Source organism: Actinophytocola sp. (assembly GCF_036555685.1).
GTDB lineage: Bacteria > Actinomycetota > Actinomycetes > Mycobacteriales > Pseudonocardiaceae > Actinophytocola.
This window is the reverse complement of record NZ_DATBKY010000128.1, coordinates 1-21,006: the sequence shown is the minus strand read 5'-3', so window position 1 is coordinate 21,006 and position 21,006 is coordinate 1. Positions and strand designations below refer to the sequence as shown.

Sequence of the window (21,006 nt, the reverse complement as noted above, 5' to 3'; positions counted from 1 at the left end):
TCCGTAACCTCCGCGGTCACTCTCGGCCATGTTCGCACTTCAGTCTAGAAGATCCCCATCTTTGTCCGACTGTCTACAAGCTTTTGCTTGACCACCACGCAAAAGTCGGCTTAGTGTCGGTCGTTGTAGCGAGGGTTCGGGGGCACTCCATCGAAAGGTAGGAGTTTGATGTACGAGCAGGACAGAGAAGCCACTCCCGCGGAAACCCTGCAACGCAGACTCGGCCTGAGCCGGCGTCGATTCCTCGGCGCTGCGGCGAGCACCGGTGTCGCCGCCGCGGCGGCACTCGCGGGGGCCGCCACCGCATCGGCGGCGCCGGCCGCGTCCGCCGCGGCCAACGGCGTGCTGGTGCCGCCGGCCAAGCGCGGCATCATCATCTACACCGTCCGGGACGCGATCGGGCGCGACCCCAACTCGACCGACCTCCCGTCGGGCTTCCGGGACGTGTTCCTTGCGCTGGGGGAGATGGGCTACCGGCAGGTCGAGTTCGCCGGCTACACCCAGCACGCCAACTCGCCCGGCGGCGCGAACCTCGGCACGATCGAGGGCGCGCACCTGCTGCGCAGCTGGCTCGACGACGCAGGCCTTGTGGCACAAGGCAACCACGGCTTCATCCCGTCCTCCTGGCCACTGTCCCGGCCGGACCGGGACGAGTTCAAACGGCAGCTGGAGATCGCGAACATCATCGGCATGAGCCACATGGGCACCGGCGGCGACCCGACGGGCAGCCCCTATAAGGCCGACTGGGACGTCGCCGCCGACAAGTGGAACGCGATGGGCACGATCGCCCAGGCCGCGGGCATCAAGCTCTACACCCACAACCACCACGAGGCCTACAGCTTCCTGCTCGACTCGGGCCCGCTGGACGCCCAGGGCCGGCCGACCAGGTCGTCGGGCATCCGCCGCCTCGAGTACTTCCTGCGCATCAGCGACCCGAAATCCGTCTGGCTCGAGATGGACATCTTCTGGGCACACGTGGCGCAGTTCCGGTACAAGACCTACACCGCGCCGGACGGCTCCCAGCAGGAGGACGTCTTCAACCCGCTGCGCGTGGTCCAGAACCAGACCAAGCGCTTCCCGCTCTTCCACGCGAAGGACGGCGACTCGAACCCGGCCAGCGCCGACGGGTACGACATGGTTCCCTTCGGGGAGGGCGACATCGACTACCAGAACTTCTTCGCGAACATGGGGGCGAAGGGCTACCACAACCCCATGTACGAACAGGACAACGCACCCGGCGGCGCCGCCCACCCGGGGCAGTCGCTGGAGTTCGCCGCGGAGAGCTACGCGGCGATGGCCCGCCTGCGCGGCTGACCGCATCGACGGCGCTGACCGCGCCGACCGCACTGGACGCGCGTTCGCCCGCGCGCGGCTGACCGGGGCGACGAGACCGGCCGGCACCTCGACCGAGGTCCTGCCGGTCTCCGCATTCCGGTAACCAGGCAAAACGAGACCGGCATCCTGGTCGTCGCGCCGACGCGTGCGCGTGGCGCTACCGTTGACTGCGCCATGCGGAGGCGCTCGGGCGAGGAGTGACCATGGACCTCAAGCACCGTTCACGGTCTCTTGTGGAGGGTCCGGCGCGGGCCGGCGCGCGGGCTCAGCTCAAGGGCATGGGCTACGACGCGGAGGCGCTCGCCAAACCGTTCGTCGGCGTCGCGCACTGCTGGACCGAGACGATGCCGTGCAACTTCGCCCACCGCACGCTCGCGGCGTCCATCAAGGACGGTGTGCGGGCCGCGGGCGGCACGCCGATGGAGATCAACACGATCGCGATCTCGGACGGCATCACCATGGGCACCCCGGGGATGCGGACGTCGCTCGTGTCGCGCGAGGTCATCGCGGACTCCATCGAGCTCGTCGCGCGCGGGCACTGCTTCGACGCGCTCGTGGGGATCGCCGGCTGTGACAAGACGATCCCCGCCGCCGTGATGGCGATGGCCCGGCTCGACGTGCCCAGCGTGCTGCTCTACAGCGGCTCGATCCGGCCCGGGTGCTGGCACGACCGGGACGTCACCGTGCAGGAGGTCTTCGAGGGCATCGGCGCGCACGCGGCGGGCCGGCTCACCGACGCCGAGCTGACCGAGCTCGAGGAGGCCGCCTCGCCGGGCTTCGGCGCGTGCGGCGGGCAGTTCACGGCGAACACGATGGCGATGGTGTTCGAGGTGATGGGCATCAGCCCGCTCGGCTCCGCCATGGTGCCGGCCCAGGACGAGCGCAAGGGCGGCGTGGCCGAGAAGACGGGCCGGCTCGCGATGGACGTGCTGGCGAACGACATCCGCCCGCACGACGTGATCACCCGGACGTCCATCCGCAACGCGATGGTCGCGGTGGCCGCGTCCGGCGGCTCCACGAACGCGGTGCTACACCTGCTCGCCATCGCCGCGGAGATGGGTGTCGACGTCACGATCGACGACATGGACGAGATCAGCGCGAAGACGCCGCTGATCTGCGATCTCAAGCCAGGCGGCCGGTTCGTGGCGACCGACCTGCACGCGGCGGGCGGCGTGCCGCTGCTCGTGCGCCGCCTCGTCGAGGGCGGCCTCGTCGACCCGGACGCGCCGACCGTCACCGGCGCCACGCTCGGGCAGGCGGCGCGGGACGCGCCGGAGGCTCCCGGACAGGAGGTCGTCCGGCCACTGGACCGCCCGCTGAAGCCGACCGGCGGGCTCGCGATCCTGCGCGGGAACCTCGCGCCGGACGGATCGGTCGTCAAGCTGTCCGGCCACGAGCGGCTCTGGCACCGCGGGCCGGCGCGCGTATTCGAGGGCGAGGAGGCGGCGATGGCCGCCGTGCTCGCGGGCGACATCCAGGCGGGCGACGTGGTGGTGATCCGCAACGAGGGACCGGCGGGCGGGCCGGGCATGCGTGAGATGCTCGCCGTCACCGGCGCGCTGCAGGGCGCGGGCCTGGGCCCGGAGGTCGCGCTGATCACCGACGGCCGGTTCAGCGGCGCCACGCGGGGGTTCATGGCAGGCCACGTCGCGCCGGAGGCGGCCCGCGGCGGGCCGATCGCGGCGGTCCGCGACGGGGACACGGTCACGATCGACGTGGCCGCCCGGCGCATCGACGTCGACCTGCCCGGCGAGGAGATCGCGGCCCGCGCCGCGGCGTGGCGGGCGCCCGCGAACCCGTACCGCACCGGCGTGCTCGCGAAGTACGAGGCGCAGGTCGGCAGCGCCAGCACGGGCGCGACGACGAACCCCGACCTACCAGGCGGCCGCCGGCCGTCATGACAACAGAACAAGGAGGCAGCCCGTGTTCGCCATCATCGCCGCCGTCATCTTCGGTCTGGCCCTGATCCTCGACCTCGCCAAGGCAGACCTCGGCGGAACGATCACGACAATGACGCTGATCATCGCCGGGCTGCTGTGCGTCTCCCTGCACATGGCGGGCATCGGTACGGCCGTACGCGGCCGCAGCGTCGCCTGGCGCCGCCGGCGCTGAGAGCCGCTGACAACCGGAGGGACACACGCGTGCGGTTCAACGAGGACGCCGAGCTCGACACCTCACAGGTCAGCGACCAGCGCGGGATGGGCGGTCGCATCGCCGCCGGCGGTGGCGGGCTCGGCATCGTCGGTCTCATCATCTACTTCGTCATCAGCCAGCTCGGCGGTGGCGGCGACGCGCTGCCGTCGGGCTTCGGCGACGTGGACGACGGCCAGCAGGTCGGCTCGGAGGCCATCGCCGACCGGTGCCGCACCGGCGCCGACGCCAACCGCGAGGCCGACTGCCGTGCGGTGGCGCTCATCAACTCGATCCAGTCCTACTGGGCCGGCCAGTTCGGGACGGGCGACTACCAGGAGGTACAGACCAACTTCTTCTCCGGCGGCGTGCAGACCGGCTGCGGCAACGCCTCCTCGGCCGCGGGGCCCTTCTACTGTCCCGCGGACGCGGAGGTCTACATCGACCTCGACTTCTTCACCGAGCTCCGGCAGCGGTTCGGCGCCACCGGCGGGCCGTTCGTCGAGGGCTACGTGCTCGCGCACGAGTACGGCCACCACGTGCAGCACCTGCTCGGCACGTCGGACAAGGTCAGCGGGGCCACCGGGCCGAAGTCGGACTCGGTGCGCCTGGAGCTGCAGGCGGACTGCTATGCCGGCACGTGGGCCAACCACGCTGCCACGACGCCGACCGCGTCCGGAGAACCCCTGATCACGGGCGTCACGCAAGCCGACGTGACCGCCGCGCTCGACGCCGCGTCCCGCATCGGCGACGACTTCATCCAGCGCGAGCTGGGCGGCGGCCGGGTCGACACGACGCAGTTCACCCACGGTTCGTCGGCGCAGCGGCAGAAGTGGTACACGATGGGTTACCGAACCGGGGACCCCACGCGCTGTAACACCTTCGACACGGACAACCTCGGCTAGGTTTGGGACCCGGCAGAGGGGGAATTCGTGTGGCGGAGACGCCGTGAGCCCCACGGTTGAATGTCGACTCTCCCCAAAAAGGAGTCCCCGTTGATCATTCTTGGCGCGATCTTACTCATCATCGGATTCATCGCGAACATTTCGATCCTGTGGACGATCGGCCTGGTGCTGATCGTGGTGGGCGCGATCCTCGCCATCCTGGGCGGCACGGGCCGCCGGGTCGGTGGCCGGGCCCACTGGTACTGATCCGAAGTTTCCTGATTCGTTCAACTGAATAACAGCCGGCGCGCGGCACATCGGGTCCACTGGGGATCGATGGGCCGCGCGCCGGCTTGTGCGCCGCCGGTTGCGCTGGCAGGTCCCATTTGTCCTATCTTCCGGGGCCTGCCCCGCATGCCCCGCACAATCCCCGCCCAATGGGCGGTTCGGGCTATATCCCGATCGGGCCGAGTTGTCTAACGTTGCTGCTCGCACCGCCCGGCAGTCACGCCGGGCCCGAGTTCAGGAGACCGGCCCATGCGTCTGCGTCGTCTCACCGTGGCAGCGTTGTCCGTTGCCGCGCTCGTGCTCCCGCTGTCCGGTGCGTCCGCCACGGCGGCGCCCGGGACGAGCGGGCTGAAGCTCGTCGCCACGCGCGACTCCCTGCTCGCCACCCACTACTGGTACGCCCAGACCTACGCGGGGCACCCCGTGCTCGGCGGCTACTACGCCAAGCATGTCGACAAGACGAGCGGCCGCGTCACCATCGACGACGGGCGCATGGCGGTGAGCGGCCTGGCCGGCACGGCCGCGCCGCGGGTGGCGACCGCGTCGGCCAAGGCATCCGCCAGCAACCGCGCCAAGGGCGCGGCCGTGGCGAGCGAGGTCGCGGTGCTGCCCGGCAGCCAGGCCAAGCTGGTCTACTCCGTGCTCACCCGCTCCACCGCCGGCACCAGCCGCACGCTCGTGGACGCCACCTCCGGTGCGGTGCTGAAGACCGAGAGCCTGATCAAGCGCGACACCGGCACCGGCACGGTGTTCTCGCCGAACCCGGTGACCACGCTGCAGGACGAGTCGCTGACCGACCAGGACGACGCCAACGCCGCGGTGCCGAAGCGGGCCTACAAGCACGTCCGGCTTACCAACCTCGACGGATCCGGTTTCCTCTCCGGTGCCTACGCCACGATCATCGACCCGGTGGCGACCCAGCCGCGGTCGAGCGAGCTGGAGTTCAACTACCTGCGGGCGAACGACCACTTCGAGCAGGTGATGGCGTACTACAGCGTCACCGAGGCGCAGCGGTACATCCACCGGCTCGGCTTCAGTGACGTCAACAGCGAGCCGCAGGACCTCACCACGACCGGGTTCACCGACGACAACTCCTTCTACGATCCGTCGACGGACGGGATCACGTTCGGCACCGGCGGGGTCGACGACGCCGAGGACGCCGAGGTGATCTGGCACGAGTACGGTCACGCGATCCAGGACGCGCAGGTGCCCAACTTCGGCTCCACGCCGGACGCCGGCGCCATCGGCGAGGGCTTCGGCGACTGGTGGGCGCTCGTCATGTCCGCCGCCGTCCAGCCGGACACCGACGTCACGCCGCTCGCCTGCATCATGGACTGGGACTCGACCTCCTACACCGACGAGGAGCCGCACTGCCTGCGGCGCACCGACACCGACCTGACGTACGCGGACCGGATCGGTGAGGTGCACTTCGACGGCCAGATCTGGTCGCGGGCGCTGTTCGACGTGTACAACGCGCTCGGCCGCACCAAGGCGGCGACGCTGGTGCTCGAGGCGCAGTTCTCGTACCGGCCGAACACCAAGATGCCGGCGGCCGCGCGGGTCACGGTCGACACAGCGAAGGCGCTCTACGGCGCCGGCGCGGCCGCGAAGGTGCGGGCCGCGTTCGAGGCCCGCGGCATCCTGTAGAACCGCCGCCCGGGCGGCCCGGCCGGACAGGCCGGGCCGTTCGGTGGGGTGAACCGACGCCCCGTCCGCACCGTGTGGTCCCATGTCGGGGCGCGACCGGACGAGGAGGGGCATTTGCACGTCGACGAGATCCTCAATGCCATCCCGCCGCTGGCGGTCTACCTGATCGTCGGTCTGGTGATCGGGACGGAGAGTCTCGGCATCCCGCTGCCGGGCGAGATCGTGCTGGTCAGCGCCTCCCTGCTGGCCTCGCAGCACGACGCGCTCAACCCGCTGTGGATCGGCGTGTTCGCGAGCGTGGGCGCCATCGTCGGCGACAGCATCGGCTACGTCATCGGCCGCAAGGGTGGCCCGCGGCTGTTCGCGTGGGCCGGCCGCAGGTTCCCCAAGCACTTCGGACCGGCGCACATCGCGAAGGCCCGCGGCGTGTTCCAGCGGCGCGGCGTGTGGGCGGTGTTCTTCGGCCGCTTCATCGCGCTGCTCCGGATCCTCGCCGGCCCGCTCGCCGGCTCGCTGCACATGCACTACGGCAAGTTCCTCGCCGCGAACGCGGCGGGCGGCATCGTCTGGGCCGGCGGCACGACGGCCGCCGTCTACTACCTGGGCACGGTCGCCGAGGAGTGGCTGTCGCGCTTCTCGTGGATCGGCCTCGCCGTCGCCGTGGTCGCGGGAGTCGTCGGCACCATGATCGTCCGCAAGCGCATGGCCGCACATCACCCGCACGAGGACGAGACGCCGTTACCGGCGGAGGCGGCGGCCGCGCCGGGTGCCGAGCCGGCGGGCAGCTGAACCGCGTTCCCGCCACGCTCCCGCCGCGCTCACGAGCTCTCGATCATCGTGGTGGTACCGATGGTCCGCCCGCCCTCCTGCCGCGTGAAGCGCACCGGCATGCCGGGGTAGGCCTGCGCGAACCAGAAGACGGTCACGCCGTCGTCGTCGCGGACGGTGTAGCGGTCGCACTCGAGCACGCCGAGCGGGATGGCGATGGTCTCCGGCTCGATCGTGGTGGCCGTGATCGGGAACGCCGCGTGTGCCTGCAGCCCGGCCCACGTCGAGCGGGTGGCCTCCCCGGGCGCACCCTCCCGGCCCCGCTCGATCAGCGCGCCGGTCTCGTCGCACTCGACGAACCTGTTGAAACGTACGTACGGCTCCTCGCCGTCGTCCGCGACGAGCAGCCGGATGCTGCGCCCCGCGGGGCAGCCGGCGCGGATCTGGTCCGCGGTGAACGGGGTGGGCGCGAGGCCCGGGCCGAGGACGTGCGGGTCGTGTGGCACGCCTGCAGCTAACCGGACGCGACGAGGACATGCCAGCGTGCCTGCCGCGGTCCGCGGCGTCGGCCGCGGCCATCTACAGAGGACGGCTCGGGTCGCGCTCCGGGGGTTGCCATCGGTCGTGCCGTGGACGATGCTCCGTGGCGGTCGGGGGCTACCTGGAGGTGCGTGTGATGTCCCGGACGCTGTTACGTGGCACCGTTGTCGGTTTTGCGCTTCCCGTCCTGATTGCGAGCTCCGCGTCGGCGGCGGCACATTCGAACGGTCATGGCCATGACGGCCACAAGATCGACCACATCGTGGTGATCTACGAGGAGAACCACAGCTTCGACAACCTCTTCGGCGGCTGGGAGCACGTCGACGGGCTTGCCGGTGCGCATTCGCAGCGGCAGGTCGCGCCCGACGGCACGACCCTGGACTGCCTGCCGCAGAACGATGTCAACCTCACCTCGCCGCCGCTGCCCGTCCGCTGCACGGGCACCGCCGCGGGCCAGCCGGTCGCCTCGGCCTTCCGCAACCGGCCGTTCTCGATCGACGACTACATCGCGCCGGAAGACACCACCTGCCCGGCGCCGGGACAGTTCGCGGCGAACGGCATCCCCAAGGGGCAGGGACTTCCGGGTGGCTGCACGCGTGACCTCGTCCACCGCTTCTACAACGAGCAGTACCAGATCAACGGCGGCCGGATGAACCGCTACGTCGCGGGCAGCGACGCGGTCGGGCTCGTCATGGGTCACTACGACACCCGCGGCCTGCCGATCTACGAGTACCTGCACGGACGGCACGCGCCGCGCTACGCCGTCGCCGACCACCTGTTCCAGGCGGCGTTCGGCGGCTCGTTCCTCAACCACCAGTGGCTCATCACCCCGTACACGCCGACCTGGCCGGGCGCGGTGCGCGACGGCGGGCCGGACGACCTGCACTCGGTCGTCGGCCCGGACGGCTTCCCCGCGGCGACGCCGCTGCACCCGGCCACTCCCGGCACGAAGGACCAGGCGCTGACCCAGGCGGCGAACCCCGACGGCTCCTGCGCGGTGCCGGCCGGTGCGGCCCCGCCACCGCCGGGCACGGCGTGCGGCGACTATGCGATCAACACGATGCAGCCGCCCTACCAGCCCTACGCGCCGGGCACGCCGGCCTCGCGCCGGCTGCCCCCGCAGACCACGCCGACCATCGGCGACCGCCTGTCGCACGCGGGCATCGACTGGGCCTGGTACTCGGGCGGCTGGGACAACGCGGCGGGCAACGTCGGCGGTCCCGGATGGACCAACGGCACGACGCCGGGTACGTGCACCAACCCGCGCACGGCCGCCGGTGCGGTGTACCCGAACTGCCCGGACGCCACGTTCCAGTACCACCACCAGCCGTTCAACTACTACGCGAGCCTCGCGCCGGGCACGCCCGCCCGCGCCGCGCACCTGCGTGACGAGGTCGAGTTCGTGGCGGCGGCCAAGGCCGGCCGGCTCAAGCCGGTCAGCTTCATCAAGCCCGTGGGCGAAGAGAACGAGCACCCCGGCTACGCGAGCGAGGACACCGGCAGCCGGCACCTCGTCGACCTGATCAAGGCGGTCGAGGCGGGGCCGGACGCGAAGAACACGCTGATCGTGGTCACCTACGACGAGTTCGGCGGCCAGTGGGACCACGTAGCGCCGCCGGCGGGCCGCCGCGGCGTCAGCGACATCTGGGGACCGGGCACCCGGATCCCGGCGCTGCTGATCACCCCGCAGCTGCGCCACAAGTCCGCCGTCGACCACACCGCCTACGACACGACGTCGGTCATGGCGACCATCGAGGCTCGCTTCCACCTGCGCCCGCTGGGCACCCGGGACGCGGCCGTGCACGACCTTTTCACGCTGCTGCACTGAGGACGCTGCGGCACCAAACCCGGGGACAGCCGCGCCGGCCCGGACTCCGCCACCACGAGGTATGGCGTCCGGGCCGGTCGCACGGTAGAACATGAGAGCGCTCTCACGAGCTCGCCAAGAACTTCCGGGGTGGAGAGGAAGAACAGGCATGACGAACCAACCCCCGCACAGACGAACAGGCCGGCTGCTCGCGCTCGGCGCGGTACTCGCGCTGACCGCCGCGATGACCGTCAGCGTGATCGCCGGTACCGCCGCCGCCGCACCCGCCCGGCCCGGTGGCGGCCCGGGCGACCTGGGGCCGAACGTCACCGTCTTCGACCCGGGCATGCCGGTCGCGGACATCCAGGCGGCGCTCGACGCGGCGCACGCCACGCAGGTCGACAACGAGATGGGCACCCAGCGCTTCGCGTTCCTCTTCAAGCCGGGCACGTACGGCTCGGCGCAGCACCCGCTGCAGGTCAAGGTCGGTTACTACACCGAGATCGCCGGCCTGGGCGCGTCCCCCACCGATGTCGTGATCCACGGCAAGGTCGAGGTCTACAACCGTTGCCTCGACGACGGCGGCACGAGCAACTGCCTCGCCCTGGTCAACTTCTGGCGCACGCTGTCGAACCTGTCGATCGACATCGACGCCGCCGGCCAGGACGGCTGCCGGTCGACGGCAAACTTCTGGGCGGTCTCGCAGGCCGTCTCGATGCGCCGGCTGAACATCACCGGCGGCACCCTCTCGCTGATGGACTACTGCACCGCCGGCCCGCAGTTCGCGAGCGGCGGCTTCATCGCCGACTCCCGGCTGCCGGCCGTCATCAACGGTTCGCAGCAGCAGTGGCTGACCCGCAACAGCGAGATCGGCAGCTGGTCCAACGGCGTGTGGAACCAGGTCTTCGCCGGCGTCGCCGGCGCCCCGGACGACGCCGCGTTCCCGAACCCGCCGTACACGACGCTTGCCACCACGCCCGTGAGCCGCGAGAAGCCGTACCTGTTCCTCGACTCGCGCGGCGGCTACAACGTGCGCGTGCCGGCCGCCCGGACGAACACCAGCGGAGTCTCGTGGGGCGCCGGCATGACCGCGGGCCGCACGGTGCCGCTCGCCGACTTCTTCGTCGCCACACCGCGCGACGACGCCAAGGAGATCAACAAGCAGCTCGCGCGCGGCCGGAACCTGCTGCTGACCCCGGGCGTGTACGACATCGACCGCAGCATCGAGGTCAAGCGGCCCGACACGGTCGTGCTCGGACTCGGGCACCCCACGCTGACCGCGGTGCGCGGCGCGACCCCGATCGACATCGCCGACGTGCCGGGCGTGATCGTCGCCGGTGTCACCGTCGACGCGGGCCTGCAGGAGTCGCCGGTACTGCTGCGGGTCGGCAAGCGGGGTGGCCACGGCCACGGCTCGCCACGCAACCCGACGACCCTGTCCGACGTGTACTTCCGGGTCGGCGGGCCGCACATCGGCAAGACGGACACCGCGCTGGAGGTCGACAGCGACGACGTGCTCATCGACCACACCTGGGTGTGGCGCGCGGACCACGGCGTCGAGAACCTCACCGACACGCAGCGGTGGAACACCAACACCGGTCGCTACGGCGCGGTGATCAACGGCGACCACGTGACCGCGACCGGCCTGTTCGTCGAGCACTTCCAGCGATACAACACCGTCTGGAACGGCGAGGGCGGCACGACGATCCTGTACCAGAACGAGCTGCCCTACGACCCGCCGACGCAGGCGGACTGGATGAACGGCGACGTCGAGGGCTTCGCCGGCTACAAGGTCGGCGACCGGGTGCGGACGCACGCGCTGTACGGCGCCGGGGTCTACGTGTTCAACCGGAACAACCCGGACATCCACACGGAGAACGGTTTCGAGGTGCCCGAACGGCCGGGCGTGCGGCTGCACCACATCATGACCGTCAACCTGAACGCCGGCACGATCGACCACGTCGTGAACGGGCTCGGCGACCCGGCCGACACCACTCGGGTCGGGGTGCCCGTCTACGTCGCCGACTACCCGGTGCCGTGAACAACGCCGCCCACCCCGCGGTTCGTACCCGCGGGGTGGGCGGCGATCACATGGAAAGGCCCGCCGACCGCGAGGGCAGCGTCGACGGGCCGAGCCTGCCGGCCCGGCCCTGCATCCGGGCCGGCTGACTTCTGTGTTCGGGTAGCCCGCGTCGGCGGGCCGCAAACATGAGGCCGCTCAGGCGGCCTCGCTGATCTCCACCTTGTTCGGGTAGAACGCGACGTGACCGGCGATCTCCGCCACCGCCGGGTGGGGCTCGCGGTAGGTCCACACCACGTCGGTCAGCTCGCTGTCGGGGAGGACGACCGTGTAGTACGACGCGTCACCCTTGTACGGGCAGTACGTGCTGGTGTCGGTGGGCTTGAGCAATGCCGGGTCGACGTCGGCGAGCGGGATGTAGGGCACCGCGGGGTAGTCCGCCTCGCGCAGGTTCAGCGCGGCGGTCGTGTCGGCCACGATCTTGTCGCCGACGCGCACGGTCACCCGTGCCGGGTTCGGCTCGATCGTGATCGGGTGGTCGGGGCCGGGTGTCTTCATCGGTCGGGCCATCGCGTCGGGTTCTCCGTCCTCGTGTGTCGATCGTCCTCCTGCTCCGTGCAAGTCGGAGCGAGCCGGGATTGTTCCCGGCGCCGTGAGACGATCTGCGTCCGTGCCGCCTGATCTTTCCGCCGGCCTCTGCGCGCGGCTGCGCGAGGCCTTCCTGTCCGCCGGGTACACCGCCGACGGGGTGCTCGCCGCGCTCGGCCCGCACGCCCACGCGGCACTCGGCCGCGGTGAGCCGGAGCCGGCCCGGCGCGCGAGCCGGGACGCGGGAGCGCTCGGCACGCTGATCCGCCTCTTCCTGCTGGGCGATGCCGAGCCGGTGACCGGGGTGCGCGCCGCGCTGGGCTCGGTGAACCTCGACGACGCGGTGGCGAACGAGGTCGTCACGCCTGCCGGGCGGGCGGGCCTGGACATCCGGCCGTACGAGGACGAGTGGTGGGTGATCGCCGACCTCGACGCCGACCACCGGGGTGGCGCGGTGCCCGAGGACCACGTGCTCGGCGTCGGCCACGCGTCGGTCAACCTGGCCCGCGCGACGGCGCGCCGCCCGGTCGGCACGCTGCTCGACCTCGGCACCGGGTGCGGCGTGCAGGCGCTGCACGCGACCAGGCACGCGGACCGGGTCACCGCGACCGACGTGTCCCCGCGGGCACTGGCGCTCGCGCGGGGGACCTTCCGGCTGAACGAGGTCGACGTCGAGCTGGCCGAGGGGTCGTGGTTCGAGCCGGTGCGGGGCCGGCGGTTCGACCAGATCGTGTGCAACCCGCCGTTCGTGGTCGGCCCGCCGCGGGTGGACTACGTCTACCGCGACTCCGGGCTGGGCGGGGACGACGCCAGCGCGCTCGTCGTCCGCCGCATGCCGCGGTTCCTGACCGAGGGCGGCGTCGGCCAGCTGCTCGCCTCGTGGCTGCACCGCCGCGGTGAGGACTGGGCGGAGCGGGTCACGTCGTGGCTGCCGTCGGGCGTGGACGCGTGGGTGGTGCAGCGCGACGTCGCCGACCCCGCGCTGTACGTCGGCACCTGGCTGCGGGACGCGGGCGTGGACCCGCGCTCGCCGGCGGGCGCCGCGCGGGCGGGCGCGTGGCTGGACTGGTTCGCGGCCAACGACGTCGAGGCCGTCGGGTTCGGCTACGTGACGCTGCGGCGCACGGACGCGGCGGAGGAGGTCGTGGTGTGCGAGGACCTGCGGCACGCGTTCGACGACCCGCTCGGCCCGGAGACGTCGCGGTGGCTGTCCGCGGCGGCCTGGCTGCGCGCCCACGGCGACGGCCTTGCGAGCATTCGGTTCACGGTGCCGGCGTCGGTCGTGCTGGAGGAGGTCGCCGCCCCGGCCGACGACGGGTGGGCGCCGCTCGTGCGGCGGCTGCACCGCACCGACGGGCCGGGCTGGCAGCACGAGGTGGACGAGCCGACGGCGAGGCTGCTGGCCGGCTGCCGCGGCGCGCTGCCCCTCGAGGACCTGCTGGCGCTGCTGGAGCTCGCGTACGGCGAGCTCGACACCGCGGCCGCGCTGCCGATCGTGCGGGACCTCGTGCTGCACGGGATGCTCGTGCCGGCCGAGGGCCGCTAAGGCGTCACGACCCGGCGCAGCAGCGTACGGACGGCCTGCTTGTCTATAGTGGACGGATCGGCGGCGAGCCAGGTGCCGATCTCGCGGACGAACTGCTCGGGGACCATCGGCGGGACGTCGGCGGGTGCGTCGCCCACCGTGATCTTGCCGGTGCGGCTGGGGTAGAGCAGCAGGACGCCGCGCAGCTCGAGGCCGGGCAGCAGCGCGCGGTAGGCGTCGAGCCAGCCGGGCAGCCGCGCGGTGCCGCCGCGGAACCGGTGGCCGTTGCGGCGCAGGCGGCCCGCGGTGTCGAGGTCGTAGTGGCCGGGCAGCCAGACCTTCGACTCGATCAGCACGAGCCGGCGGCCGCACAGCACGGCGTGGTCGAGGTCGGCGAAGACCGAGCCGTCCTCGGTGGCGAGCCCGTGGAAGACCCGCACGCCGGGGATCTTCGTCAGGTACGTCCGCAGCAGGTCCGCCGTGAGCCGCTGGCCGACCTCGTCCGGCTCGTCGCCGGGCCGCCCGAACACCGTGCGGCCCCCGAGTTCCGCGACGAACGCCTGGTCGGCCCGCCGCGCGACGAGGTGCCGTTTCGTGAGCCCGCCCAGCACGACCCCCGCGCCGGCGAGCAGGACCAGCCACACTCCGAGCACCGCCGCGGGCGGCCCGACGGCGAACGCCAGCACCGCCAGCAGGACCCATGCGCCGGCCGCGCCCAGCACCACGGCCCGCTCGGGCCGTACCGCGGGGACGAGGATCGTCCGCCCGTCCCGCGGCAGCGTGGTCGACCACGGGTAGGCGGTCGGCGGGATCTCGGGCAGGTGCGGCACGAAGTCGGGGTCGTCCCGGGTCCTGGGCCGCGGCCTGTCCGGCCGCGGCTCGGGTGCTGGCTCCGGTTCGCCGCCCCCGTCGTAGTCGTCGCGCAGCTCGGGGTCGGTCAGCGTCTCGTAGGCCTCGCGCAGCAGGCGGAACGTGCCGGCCGTGCCCCCGGCGTCGGGGTGCATGACCTTGGCGAGCGAGCGGTAGGCGGACCTGATCTCGGCCGCGGAGGCGTGCCGCGACACGCCGAGCAGCTCGTAGTAGTCCACTCCGCGCACCGCACCGCCCGTCGTCGTGCCCGTCCGATTTTCCGCGCGGCACAGACTATGGCCTCCCGCCCGCCCCCACGTTCGGGGCTCAACCACCCGCCCGCTGCGAACGGCGGTCGGCGGCGCCGTTGCCGTTCCCCGACCCGGCCCGCTTGGCGGCCCCACCCGGCCGCGACAGGTCACGACCGTTGCGGACGGCCGCCAGATGGGAGAACCAGCACAGCGCGGCGGCGGTCCGGATCGTCAGGTTGGTGGACGCCTGCTCGCGGGCGCTGTGAATGACCTGGTACTGCGCGTAGGCGAGCAGAGCGATGAGCGAGCCGCCCACGACGAACTGGACGAGATGCCCGACGTGCACGGGCGGCCCGAACAGGATGTGGAAGGTCAGCCGGTATCCGATCGAGCCGATGGCGGCGGTCGCGATAGCCGTCCGAGCGGCGCCGAGCGCGTGGTAGATGTCGGAGCCGGCTGCGTATTCGAGCTTGATGGCCGCGCCATCCGGGCGGTTCCCCGCGTAGTCGAGCAACGCCATGATGACCGCCCAGTTCCATCGGAAGCGCTTGGCGTACTCGTAGCGGCACTTCTGGCAGACGGCCGGCTCTTCGGCGCTGCATCCGGCGTGCAAGGGCTCGTCAAGCGTCAGCACCTTGAACGACGACGGTCGGGTGTTGGGAAACAGGGTGCGGGCCGCGGTGACGTCACGTATTCGCGCGGCGTCCTCGCGGTCCGGGACGGGATCCTCGTGCCATGCGCGCCGGACAAGGTTGGGATGCCCGCCCAGCTGGTAGTACCGGCGGAGAATGTCCGCGCCGCGGTCTCTGCGCACGAACGACCAGTACGGACGCGCCTGGCGAAGGCCGTGCCGGATCTCCAGCGGATAGCGCAGGAACAGCAGCACGCTGCGGCCGTACGGCCGGTAGTTGCGGTAATAGAGCTGGTAAAGCAGGAACCCGAGCGGAATTCCGGCGAGGATCGTCGCGAGCGCGGTCGTCGGCCCGATGCCGTCGATGATGTCGGTGGGGTCATCGCCACTGGTCAGCCGCCAGACCGCGGCGAACGCGACCAGCTCCAGGACGAAAATCAACCCCGGAATGCTCCACCGCAATGCTTGCCGCGCGCTGTCCATGGCAACTCGATTCCCAGACCGGAAGGTAAAAAGTCATCCCGGGCGTCGCCGGTCTTCGAGGAGGCATTACGGCCCGTCATTCAACTGTCAACAAAATTCACCGGTGCGGGTGCCTGGTGTCGGGCCGAGGCCGGAGGCATTTACAGCGGGCAGGCACGGCCGTAGGCTGCAAGATGTTTCAGAAACTTTCGCAAGCACACTCTCGACGAGGAGAGACCAGCATGCGAGCCCCATCCCTGCATCGACCCCTGCACAAGACGCTCGCCGCGGCGCTGGCCGTCGCCACCGGCATCGCCGTCGCCACGGTTGCCGCGTCGGCCGAAACGCAAGCGGCACAACCCGTTCAGGTCGCCGACACCGGTACTCCCAACGGCGACGTGATCGCCAACCTCTGGTCCTGGAACTGGCGCTCGGTCGCCGCCGAGTGCCGGGACCACCTCGACCCGGCCGGCTTCGGCGCGGTCTGGGTCGCCCCGCCCGGCGAGTCGCTCCACCATCCCAGCGGCGTGTGGTGGGACGTCTACCAGCCCTACAGCTACCGCCTCAACGGCCGCTTCGGCACGCAGGCCGAGTTCGCGACGATGATCTCCACCTGCCACGCCGCCGGCGTCAAGGTCTACACCGACGCCGTCGTCAACCACACCGCCGCGCAGACCGGCACCGGCTACGACGGCACCGTGCTCGCCGACAAGTACGACCCGCCGATGTACGACCGCGGTCAGTACAACGTCGACGTCTGCAACCACGCGATCAACAACTGGGGCGATCTCTGGGAGGTCCAGCACTGCGAGCTGCTCGACCTGCCCGACCTCGACACCAGCGACGCGAGCGTGCGCAACACGATCGCCGGCTTCCTCAACGCGCAGATCGGCCTCGGCGTCGACGGGTTCCGGGTCGACGCGGCCAAGCACATCCCGGCCGGCGAGCTGGCGGCGATCGTCGGGCAGCTGCACAACACGGGCTCCGGCGCGCGGCCGTTCGTGTTCCAGGAGGTCTTCCCCGGCGAGCCGCCCGCGCCGAGTGACTACTACGGCGCCGGCGACGTCCTCGACTTCACCTACGCGGACAAGATGAAGGGTGCGTTCCAGGGCGACATAGCGAGCCTGTCCTCCTTCGGGCCGAGCTGGGGGATCCTGCCCGCCGACAACTCGGTCTCCTTCGTAACCAACCACGACACCGAGCGCAGTGGCCGCCATCTGTCCTACAAGGACGGTGCGACCGCCACGCTGGCGAACGTGTTCCAGCTCGCCTGGAAGCACGCCACACCAACGGTGTACGCGGGGTTCGACTTCGCCGGCGCCGACGCGGCACCGCCGAACTCGAACGGGTTCGTCACCGACACGGCCTGCGGCAACGGCTGGCACTGCCTCGACCGTGACCCGCTGATCACCGGCATGGTCGGCTGGCACAACGCCGTCGGCACCGCGAACGTGGCCAACTGGCAGTCGCCGGCCGCGAACGTCGTCGGCTTCGGCCGCGGCAGCACGGGTTTCGTCGCCATCAACAACACCGGCGCCGCGCACACCGCCACCTACACGACCGGCCTGCCCGACGGCTCGTACTGCGACGTGCTCGACGGCTGCGCCACGAGCGTGACCGTCTCAGGTGGACGTACCACGCTCACCGTGCCCGCCAAGGGTGCCGTCGCGTTCCACACCGGCAGCCCCGGCGAGCCCCAGCCCGACCGCGTCGCCGTCGGCTACACCGTGCAGGCGCAGACCGTCTGGGGCCAGAACGTCTATGTCGTCGGCGACATCCCGGAGCTCGGCTCCTGGAACCCGGCGGCCGCGGTGCCGCTGACCACCGGCCCGGGCACGTACCCGCACTGGAACGGGACGGCCTCGCTGCCCGCGCACACCGACATCGAGTACAAGTTCGTCATCCGGCAGGACGGGCAGCCGGTGATCTGGGAGACCGGCGCGAACCGGACCATGCGCACGCAGGCGGGTGGCTCGCAGCCGGTCGACGGCGGCACGTTCCGCCGGTGATGGCGTCCCGGCGGCAGGGCTGACCGGGGTCGTCCTGCCGCCGGGCTTTCACGACCGGGGCCGTCGTGGCCCGGCTCCGGTCGAGCCTCTCACCACCAGTTCCGGCATGAACACGAACTCGGCGTGCGGTGCGGGCGTGCCGCCGATCTCCTCGAGCAACGCGTTGACCGCCGCCTGCCCCATCGCCTCGACCGGCTGGCGCAACGTGGTCAGCGGCGGGTCGGCGAACACGATCAGCGGCGAGTCGTCGAAGCCCACGACCGACACGTCGCCCGGCACGGACAGCCCGCCCTGCCGCGCCGCGCGGATCGCGCCGAACGCCATGAGGTCGCTGCCGCACACGATCGCGGTGCAGCCCTTGCCGAGCAGCGTGGTGGCCGCGGCCTGCCCGCCCTCGACGGTGAACAGCGAGTGCTGCACCAGCTCCTCGGCCTCTTCGGCGGTGTAGGGGAGGAGCGTGCGCAGCTGCTGGACGAAGCTCTCGATCTTGCGGACCACCGGTACGAACCGGCGCGGCCCGATCGCGAGCCCGATGCGCTCGTGCCCCAGCTCGACGAGATGCGAGACGGCCAGGCGGACGGCGGCCCGGTCGTCGGTGGATACGAACGGCGCGGACACCTTCTCGGTGTAGCCGTTGATCATCACGAACGGCACGCCCCGGCCGGCGAGCTTGACGTAGCGGTCCATGTCGGCCGTCGAGTCGGCGTGCAACCCGGACACGAAGACGATGCCGGTGACGCCGCGCTCGACGAGCAGGTCGGTCAGCTGGTCCTCTGTGGACCCACCGGGCGTCTGCGTGCAGAGGACGGGCGTGTAGCCGCGGCTGGTCAGCACCTGCTCGATGACCTGGGCGAGCGCGGGGAAGATCGGGTTGGAGAGCTCCGGCGTGATGAGCCCGATGAGCCCCGCGCTGCGCGCGCGGAGCCTGGGCGGCCGCTCGTAGCCGAGCACGTCCATGGCGGTGACGACGGCCTGCCGGGTGGTCGCGGAGACACCCGCCCGCCCGTTGATCACGCGGCTGACCGTGGCCTCACTGACCCCGGCCTGCGCGGCGATGTCGCTGAGCCGGGCGGGCACCCCTGCCGGCTCCTGAGCCATGCTCCGCCTCCGTCCGTCTGCAATACCTTACAGCCGATTTCCGCAAGACGCGCACAACTTCCCGGCGTGTTTGACGCAACCGGCCACGGGCACCCGCGTCACATGCTCGATCCGATCCTTCGCGGCATGGCGGCCGGTGCGGCGGGCACCACCGCGCTGAACGCGGTGACCTACCTCGACATGCTCGTGCGCGGCCGGCCGGCCAGCAGCACTCCGGAGCAGAGCGTGGCGCGCCTTGCCGACCGGGCGCATGTGGAGATTCCCGAGCAGGGCCGCGACAACCGCGTCTCGGCGGCCGGGGCCCTGCTCGGCCTTGCGACGGGCGTGCTGACCGGCGCCGCGTACGGCGCCGCCCGCGCGGCCGGCTGGCGTCCCTCCCTGCCCGTGGCCGGCGCGGCGGCGACGCTCGGCGCGATGGTGGGAGCCAGCGCGCCGATGGCGGTCATGGGCGTGTCGGACCCGCGCGAGTGGAGCGCCACGGACTGGGTGGCGGACGCCGTCCCGCACGCGGCGTACGGCTTGGTCACGGCGGCCACGTACGCGGCAATGGCCCAGCGCAGGCGAACCTGGCGCAGCCGCCACCTCTCGATCAAGGCTTGGTGACCACCGGCGCCAATGGTCAGAGGCGGCCACCGCTCGCGGTGTCGCCGGAGAGTCGTTGTGCCAGGTAGACCGGGATCGTCGAGACGAGAATGAGGATCGCCGCCACCACGTTGACCACCGGGGTCTGGTTGGGGCGGAAGAGGTTGTTCAGGATCCAGATGGGCAGGGTCTCGAGGCCCGTGCCCAGGGTGAACGTCGTCACGATGATCTCGTCGAACGACAGGGCGAAGGCCAGCAGCCCGCCCGCCAGCAGGGCCGACCGCAGCATCGGGAACGTGACCAGGCGGAAGGTCGTGAAACCGGACGCGCCCAGATCCATCGACGCCTCCTGCATGTGCTCGCTCAACCGGCGCAGCCGCGCGATCACGTTGTTGAACACCACCACCACGCAGAACGTCGCATGCGCCACGATCGCCGTGAACAGGCCGAGGTCGATGCCCAGGATGGTCCGGAAGGCGTTGTTCAGCGCGATGCCCGTGACGATGCCGGGCAGCGCGATCGGCAGGATGATCAGCAACGAGATCGTGTCGCGGCCGAAGAACCTGTAGCGCTGCAACGCGAAGGCCGCCATCGTGCCCAGGACCAGTGCGATGGCCGTCGCCGCGAGTCCGGCTTGGACGCTCGTCCACAGGGCGTCCCGCGCGCCCTCGTTCGTCGCGATGCGGGACCACCACTCCAGCGTCAGCGCGGACGGCGGCCAGCCGAACGTGGTGTCGGCGTTGAACGAGTTCAGCAGCACCAGCAGCAGCGGGAACCAGATCACCACCATGCCGAGCACGAGCGCGGCGAGGAGCAGGTAGCGGGTGGCCCGTGAAAATCGCATCAGAGGTTCTCCAACGCGCCTGTCCGGCGCACGGCGGCCAGGTACAGGAGCATGATCACCACCGGCACGGTGGCGACCGTAGCCGCGAAGGGCAGGTTGTTCGCCGCGCCGATGTTGTCGAACACGACGTTGCCGAGCATCTGGCTCGTGCCGCCGACGATCTTCACCGTGATGTAGTCGCCCAGCGATAGCGAGAACGTGAAGATCGATCCCGCCACGATCGCCGGGAACGTCAGCGGGAGGATCACCGACCGGAACGTCCGGGACGGCCGCGCGCCGAGGTCACCGGAAGCGTCCACAAGGGAGTCCGGCAGCCGCTCCAGGCCGGCGTAGATCGGCAGGATCATGTACGGCAGCCACAGGTACGACAGCGTGATCACGGTCGCGGTCAGCCCGTAGCCGGGCGTGTGGAGCCCGACCGGGTCGAGCAACCAGTTCAGCACCCCGTTGCCGGACAGCATGGTGCGCCACGAGTACGCCTTCACCAGGTAGCTCGCCCACAGCGGCGTCAGCACCGCGATCACGAGGATGCGGCGCGCCCGCGGCGAGGCGATCTTGGCCATGTAGAACGCCATCGGGAACGCGATCAGGACGTCGATCACCGTCACTCCGGCCGCGATGCCGACCGTCCGGAACGTGATCGTCCGGTACACCGAGTCGGTCACCAGCGTGCGGAAGTTGTCCAGCGACCAGTCCGTGATCACCTTGCCGGTGAACGGGTCCGTGTGCCAGAACGCGGTGAGGAACA

Annotated in this window: 19 protein-coding genes; 12 read left to right on the top strand and 7 right to left on the bottom strand. The window is 71.1% G+C overall.

Annotation, left to right across the window (positions count from 1 at the left end; all coding sequences use genetic code 11):
* Nucleotides 1-168 precede the first annotated feature (168 nt).
* The 7 genes from VH969_RS13155 (at nucleotide 169) to VH969_RS13125 (ending at nucleotide 7,073) form a co-directional block, all read left to right on the top strand.
* The gene (locus tag VH969_RS13155) at nucleotides 169-1,314 is read left to right on the top strand and encodes a sugar phosphate isomerase/epimerase family protein (RefSeq protein WP_331974002.1); all 1,146 of its coding nucleotides are present in this window, start codon (nucleotides 169-171) and stop codon (nucleotides 1,312-1,314) included.
* 224 nt (nucleotides 1,315-1,538) lie between these two features.
* On the top strand, nucleotides 1,539-3,236 hold the full coding sequence (gene ilvD / locus VH969_RS13150; RefSeq protein ID WP_331974001.1) for a dihydroxy-acid dehydratase: 1,698 nt from the start codon (nucleotides 1,539-1,541) through the stop codon (nucleotides 3,234-3,236).
* A 22-nt stretch (nucleotides 3,237-3,258) separates the two neighbouring features.
* A complete protein-coding gene (locus VH969_RS13145) occupies nucleotides 3,259-3,447 on the top strand; it encodes a hypothetical protein (RefSeq protein WP_331974000.1) in 189 nt (62 codons plus the stop codon).
* Nucleotides 3,448-3,476: 29 nt separating this feature from the next.
* A complete protein-coding gene (gene ypfJ, locus VH969_RS13140; protein WP_331973999.1) occupies nucleotides 3,477-4,370 on the top strand; it encodes a KPN_02809 family neutral zinc metallopeptidase in 894 nt (297 codons plus the stop codon).
* 90 nt (nucleotides 4,371-4,460) lie between these two features.
* A complete protein-coding gene (locus VH969_RS13135; RefSeq protein WP_331973998.1) occupies nucleotides 4,461-4,616 on the top strand; it encodes a hypothetical protein in 156 nt (51 codons plus the stop codon).
* A gap of 270 nt (nucleotides 4,617-4,886) precedes the next feature.
* Nucleotides 4,887-6,284 (top strand): M36 family metallopeptidase, encoded by a 1,398-nt coding sequence (locus VH969_RS13130; protein ID WP_331973997.1) that lies wholly within the window; start codon nucleotides 4,887-4,889, stop codon nucleotides 6,282-6,284.
* Between the two features lie 114 nt (nucleotides 6,285-6,398).
* Nucleotides 6,399-7,073, top strand: a complete 675-nt coding sequence (locus VH969_RS13125) for a DedA family protein (RefSeq protein WP_331973996.1) — start codon at nucleotides 6,399-6,401, stop codon at nucleotides 7,071-7,073.
* Between the two features lie 29 nt (nucleotides 7,074-7,102).
* Here the strand turns inward: VH969_RS13125 and VH969_RS13120 are convergent, their stop codons facing one another.
* Complete coding sequence (locus tag VH969_RS13120) at nucleotides 7,103-7,558, bottom strand: hypothetical protein (protein WP_331973995.1); 456 nt, start codon at nucleotides 7,556-7,558, stop codon at nucleotides 7,103-7,105.
* A 296-nt stretch (nucleotides 7,559-7,854) separates the two neighbouring features.
* Here VH969_RS13120 and acpA point away from each other — a divergent pair, with 296 nt between their 5' ends.
* Together acpA and VH969_RS13110 are read left to right on the top strand one after the other, a co-directional pair.
* Nucleotides 7,855-9,420 carry an acid phosphatase gene (gene acpA / locus VH969_RS13115; RefSeq protein WP_331973994.1) on the top strand — a complete coding sequence of 522 codons (1,566 nt, stop codon included), beginning with the start codon at nucleotides 7,855-7,857 and terminating at the stop codon, nucleotides 9,418-9,420.
* Between the two features lie 148 nt (nucleotides 9,421-9,568).
* Complete coding sequence (locus VH969_RS13110) at nucleotides 9,569-11,440, top strand: pectate lyase-like domain-containing protein (RefSeq protein WP_331973993.1); 1,872 nt, start codon at nucleotides 9,569-9,571, stop codon at nucleotides 11,438-11,440.
* 177 nt (nucleotides 11,441-11,617) lie between these two features.
* Here VH969_RS13110 and VH969_RS13105 read toward each other — a convergent pair whose 3' ends face one another.
* Nucleotides 11,618-11,989, bottom strand: coding sequence for a DUF427 domain-containing protein (locus tag VH969_RS13105; RefSeq protein ID WP_331973992.1), 372 nt, complete (start codon nucleotides 11,987-11,989; stop codon nucleotides 11,618-11,620).
* Nucleotides 11,990-12,089: 100 nt separating this feature from the next.
* Here VH969_RS13105 and VH969_RS13100 point away from each other — a divergent pair, with 100 nt between their 5' ends.
* Nucleotides 12,090-13,553 carry a DUF7782 domain-containing protein gene (locus tag VH969_RS13100; protein ID WP_331973991.1) on the top strand — a complete coding sequence of 488 codons (1,464 nt, stop codon included), beginning with the start codon at nucleotides 12,090-12,092 and terminating at the stop codon, nucleotides 13,551-13,553.
* Here the strand turns inward: VH969_RS13100 and VH969_RS13095 are convergent.
* Both VH969_RS13095 and VH969_RS13090 read right to left on the bottom strand, forming a co-directional pair.
* The gene (locus tag VH969_RS13095; RefSeq protein WP_331973990.1) at nucleotides 13,550-14,620 is read right to left on the bottom strand and encodes a J domain-containing protein; all 1,071 of its coding nucleotides are present in this window, start codon (nucleotides 14,618-14,620) and stop codon (nucleotides 13,550-13,552) included. The genes VH969_RS13100 and VH969_RS13095 overlap by 4 nt on opposite strands.
* A gap of 88 nt (nucleotides 14,621-14,708) precedes the next feature.
* Nucleotides 14,709-15,746, bottom strand: a complete 1,038-nt coding sequence (locus VH969_RS13090) for a hypothetical protein (protein ID WP_331973989.1) — start codon at nucleotides 15,744-15,746, stop codon at nucleotides 14,709-14,711.
* Between the two features lie 221 nt (nucleotides 15,747-15,967).
* On the opposite strand from VH969_RS13090, the gene VH969_RS13085 reads away from it, so the two are divergent.
* Entirely contained in the window at nucleotides 15,968-17,734 is a 1,767-nt protein-coding gene (locus VH969_RS13085) for a carbohydrate-binding module family 20 domain-containing protein (protein WP_331973988.1), read from the top strand.
* Between the two features lie 48 nt (nucleotides 17,735-17,782).
* Here VH969_RS13085 and VH969_RS13080 read toward each other — a convergent pair whose 3' ends face one another.
* A complete protein-coding gene (locus VH969_RS13080; RefSeq protein ID WP_331973987.1) occupies nucleotides 17,783-18,832 on the bottom strand; it encodes a LacI family DNA-binding transcriptional regulator in 1,050 nt (349 codons plus the stop codon).
* A gap of 102 nt (nucleotides 18,833-18,934) precedes the next feature.
* Here VH969_RS13080 and VH969_RS13075 point away from each other — a divergent pair, with 102 nt between their 5' ends.
* Nucleotides 18,935-19,435 carry a hypothetical protein gene (locus tag VH969_RS13075; RefSeq protein ID WP_331973986.1) on the top strand — a complete coding sequence of 167 codons (501 nt, stop codon included), beginning with the start codon at nucleotides 18,935-18,937 and terminating at the stop codon, nucleotides 19,433-19,435.
* 16 nt (nucleotides 19,436-19,451) lie between these two features.
* Here VH969_RS13075 and VH969_RS13070 read toward each other — a convergent pair whose 3' ends face one another.
* Both VH969_RS13070 and VH969_RS13065 read right to left on the bottom strand, forming a co-directional pair.
* The gene (locus VH969_RS13070; protein ID WP_331973985.1) at nucleotides 19,452-20,258 is read right to left on the bottom strand and encodes an ABC transporter permease; all 807 of its coding nucleotides are present in this window, start codon (nucleotides 20,256-20,258) and stop codon (nucleotides 19,452-19,454) included.
* Nucleotides 20,258-21,006 (bottom strand): ABC transporter permease (locus tag VH969_RS13065; protein ID WP_331973984.1); only part of this gene is annotated, 749 nt, incomplete at its 5' end. The genes VH969_RS13070 and VH969_RS13065, both read right to left, overlap by 1 nt.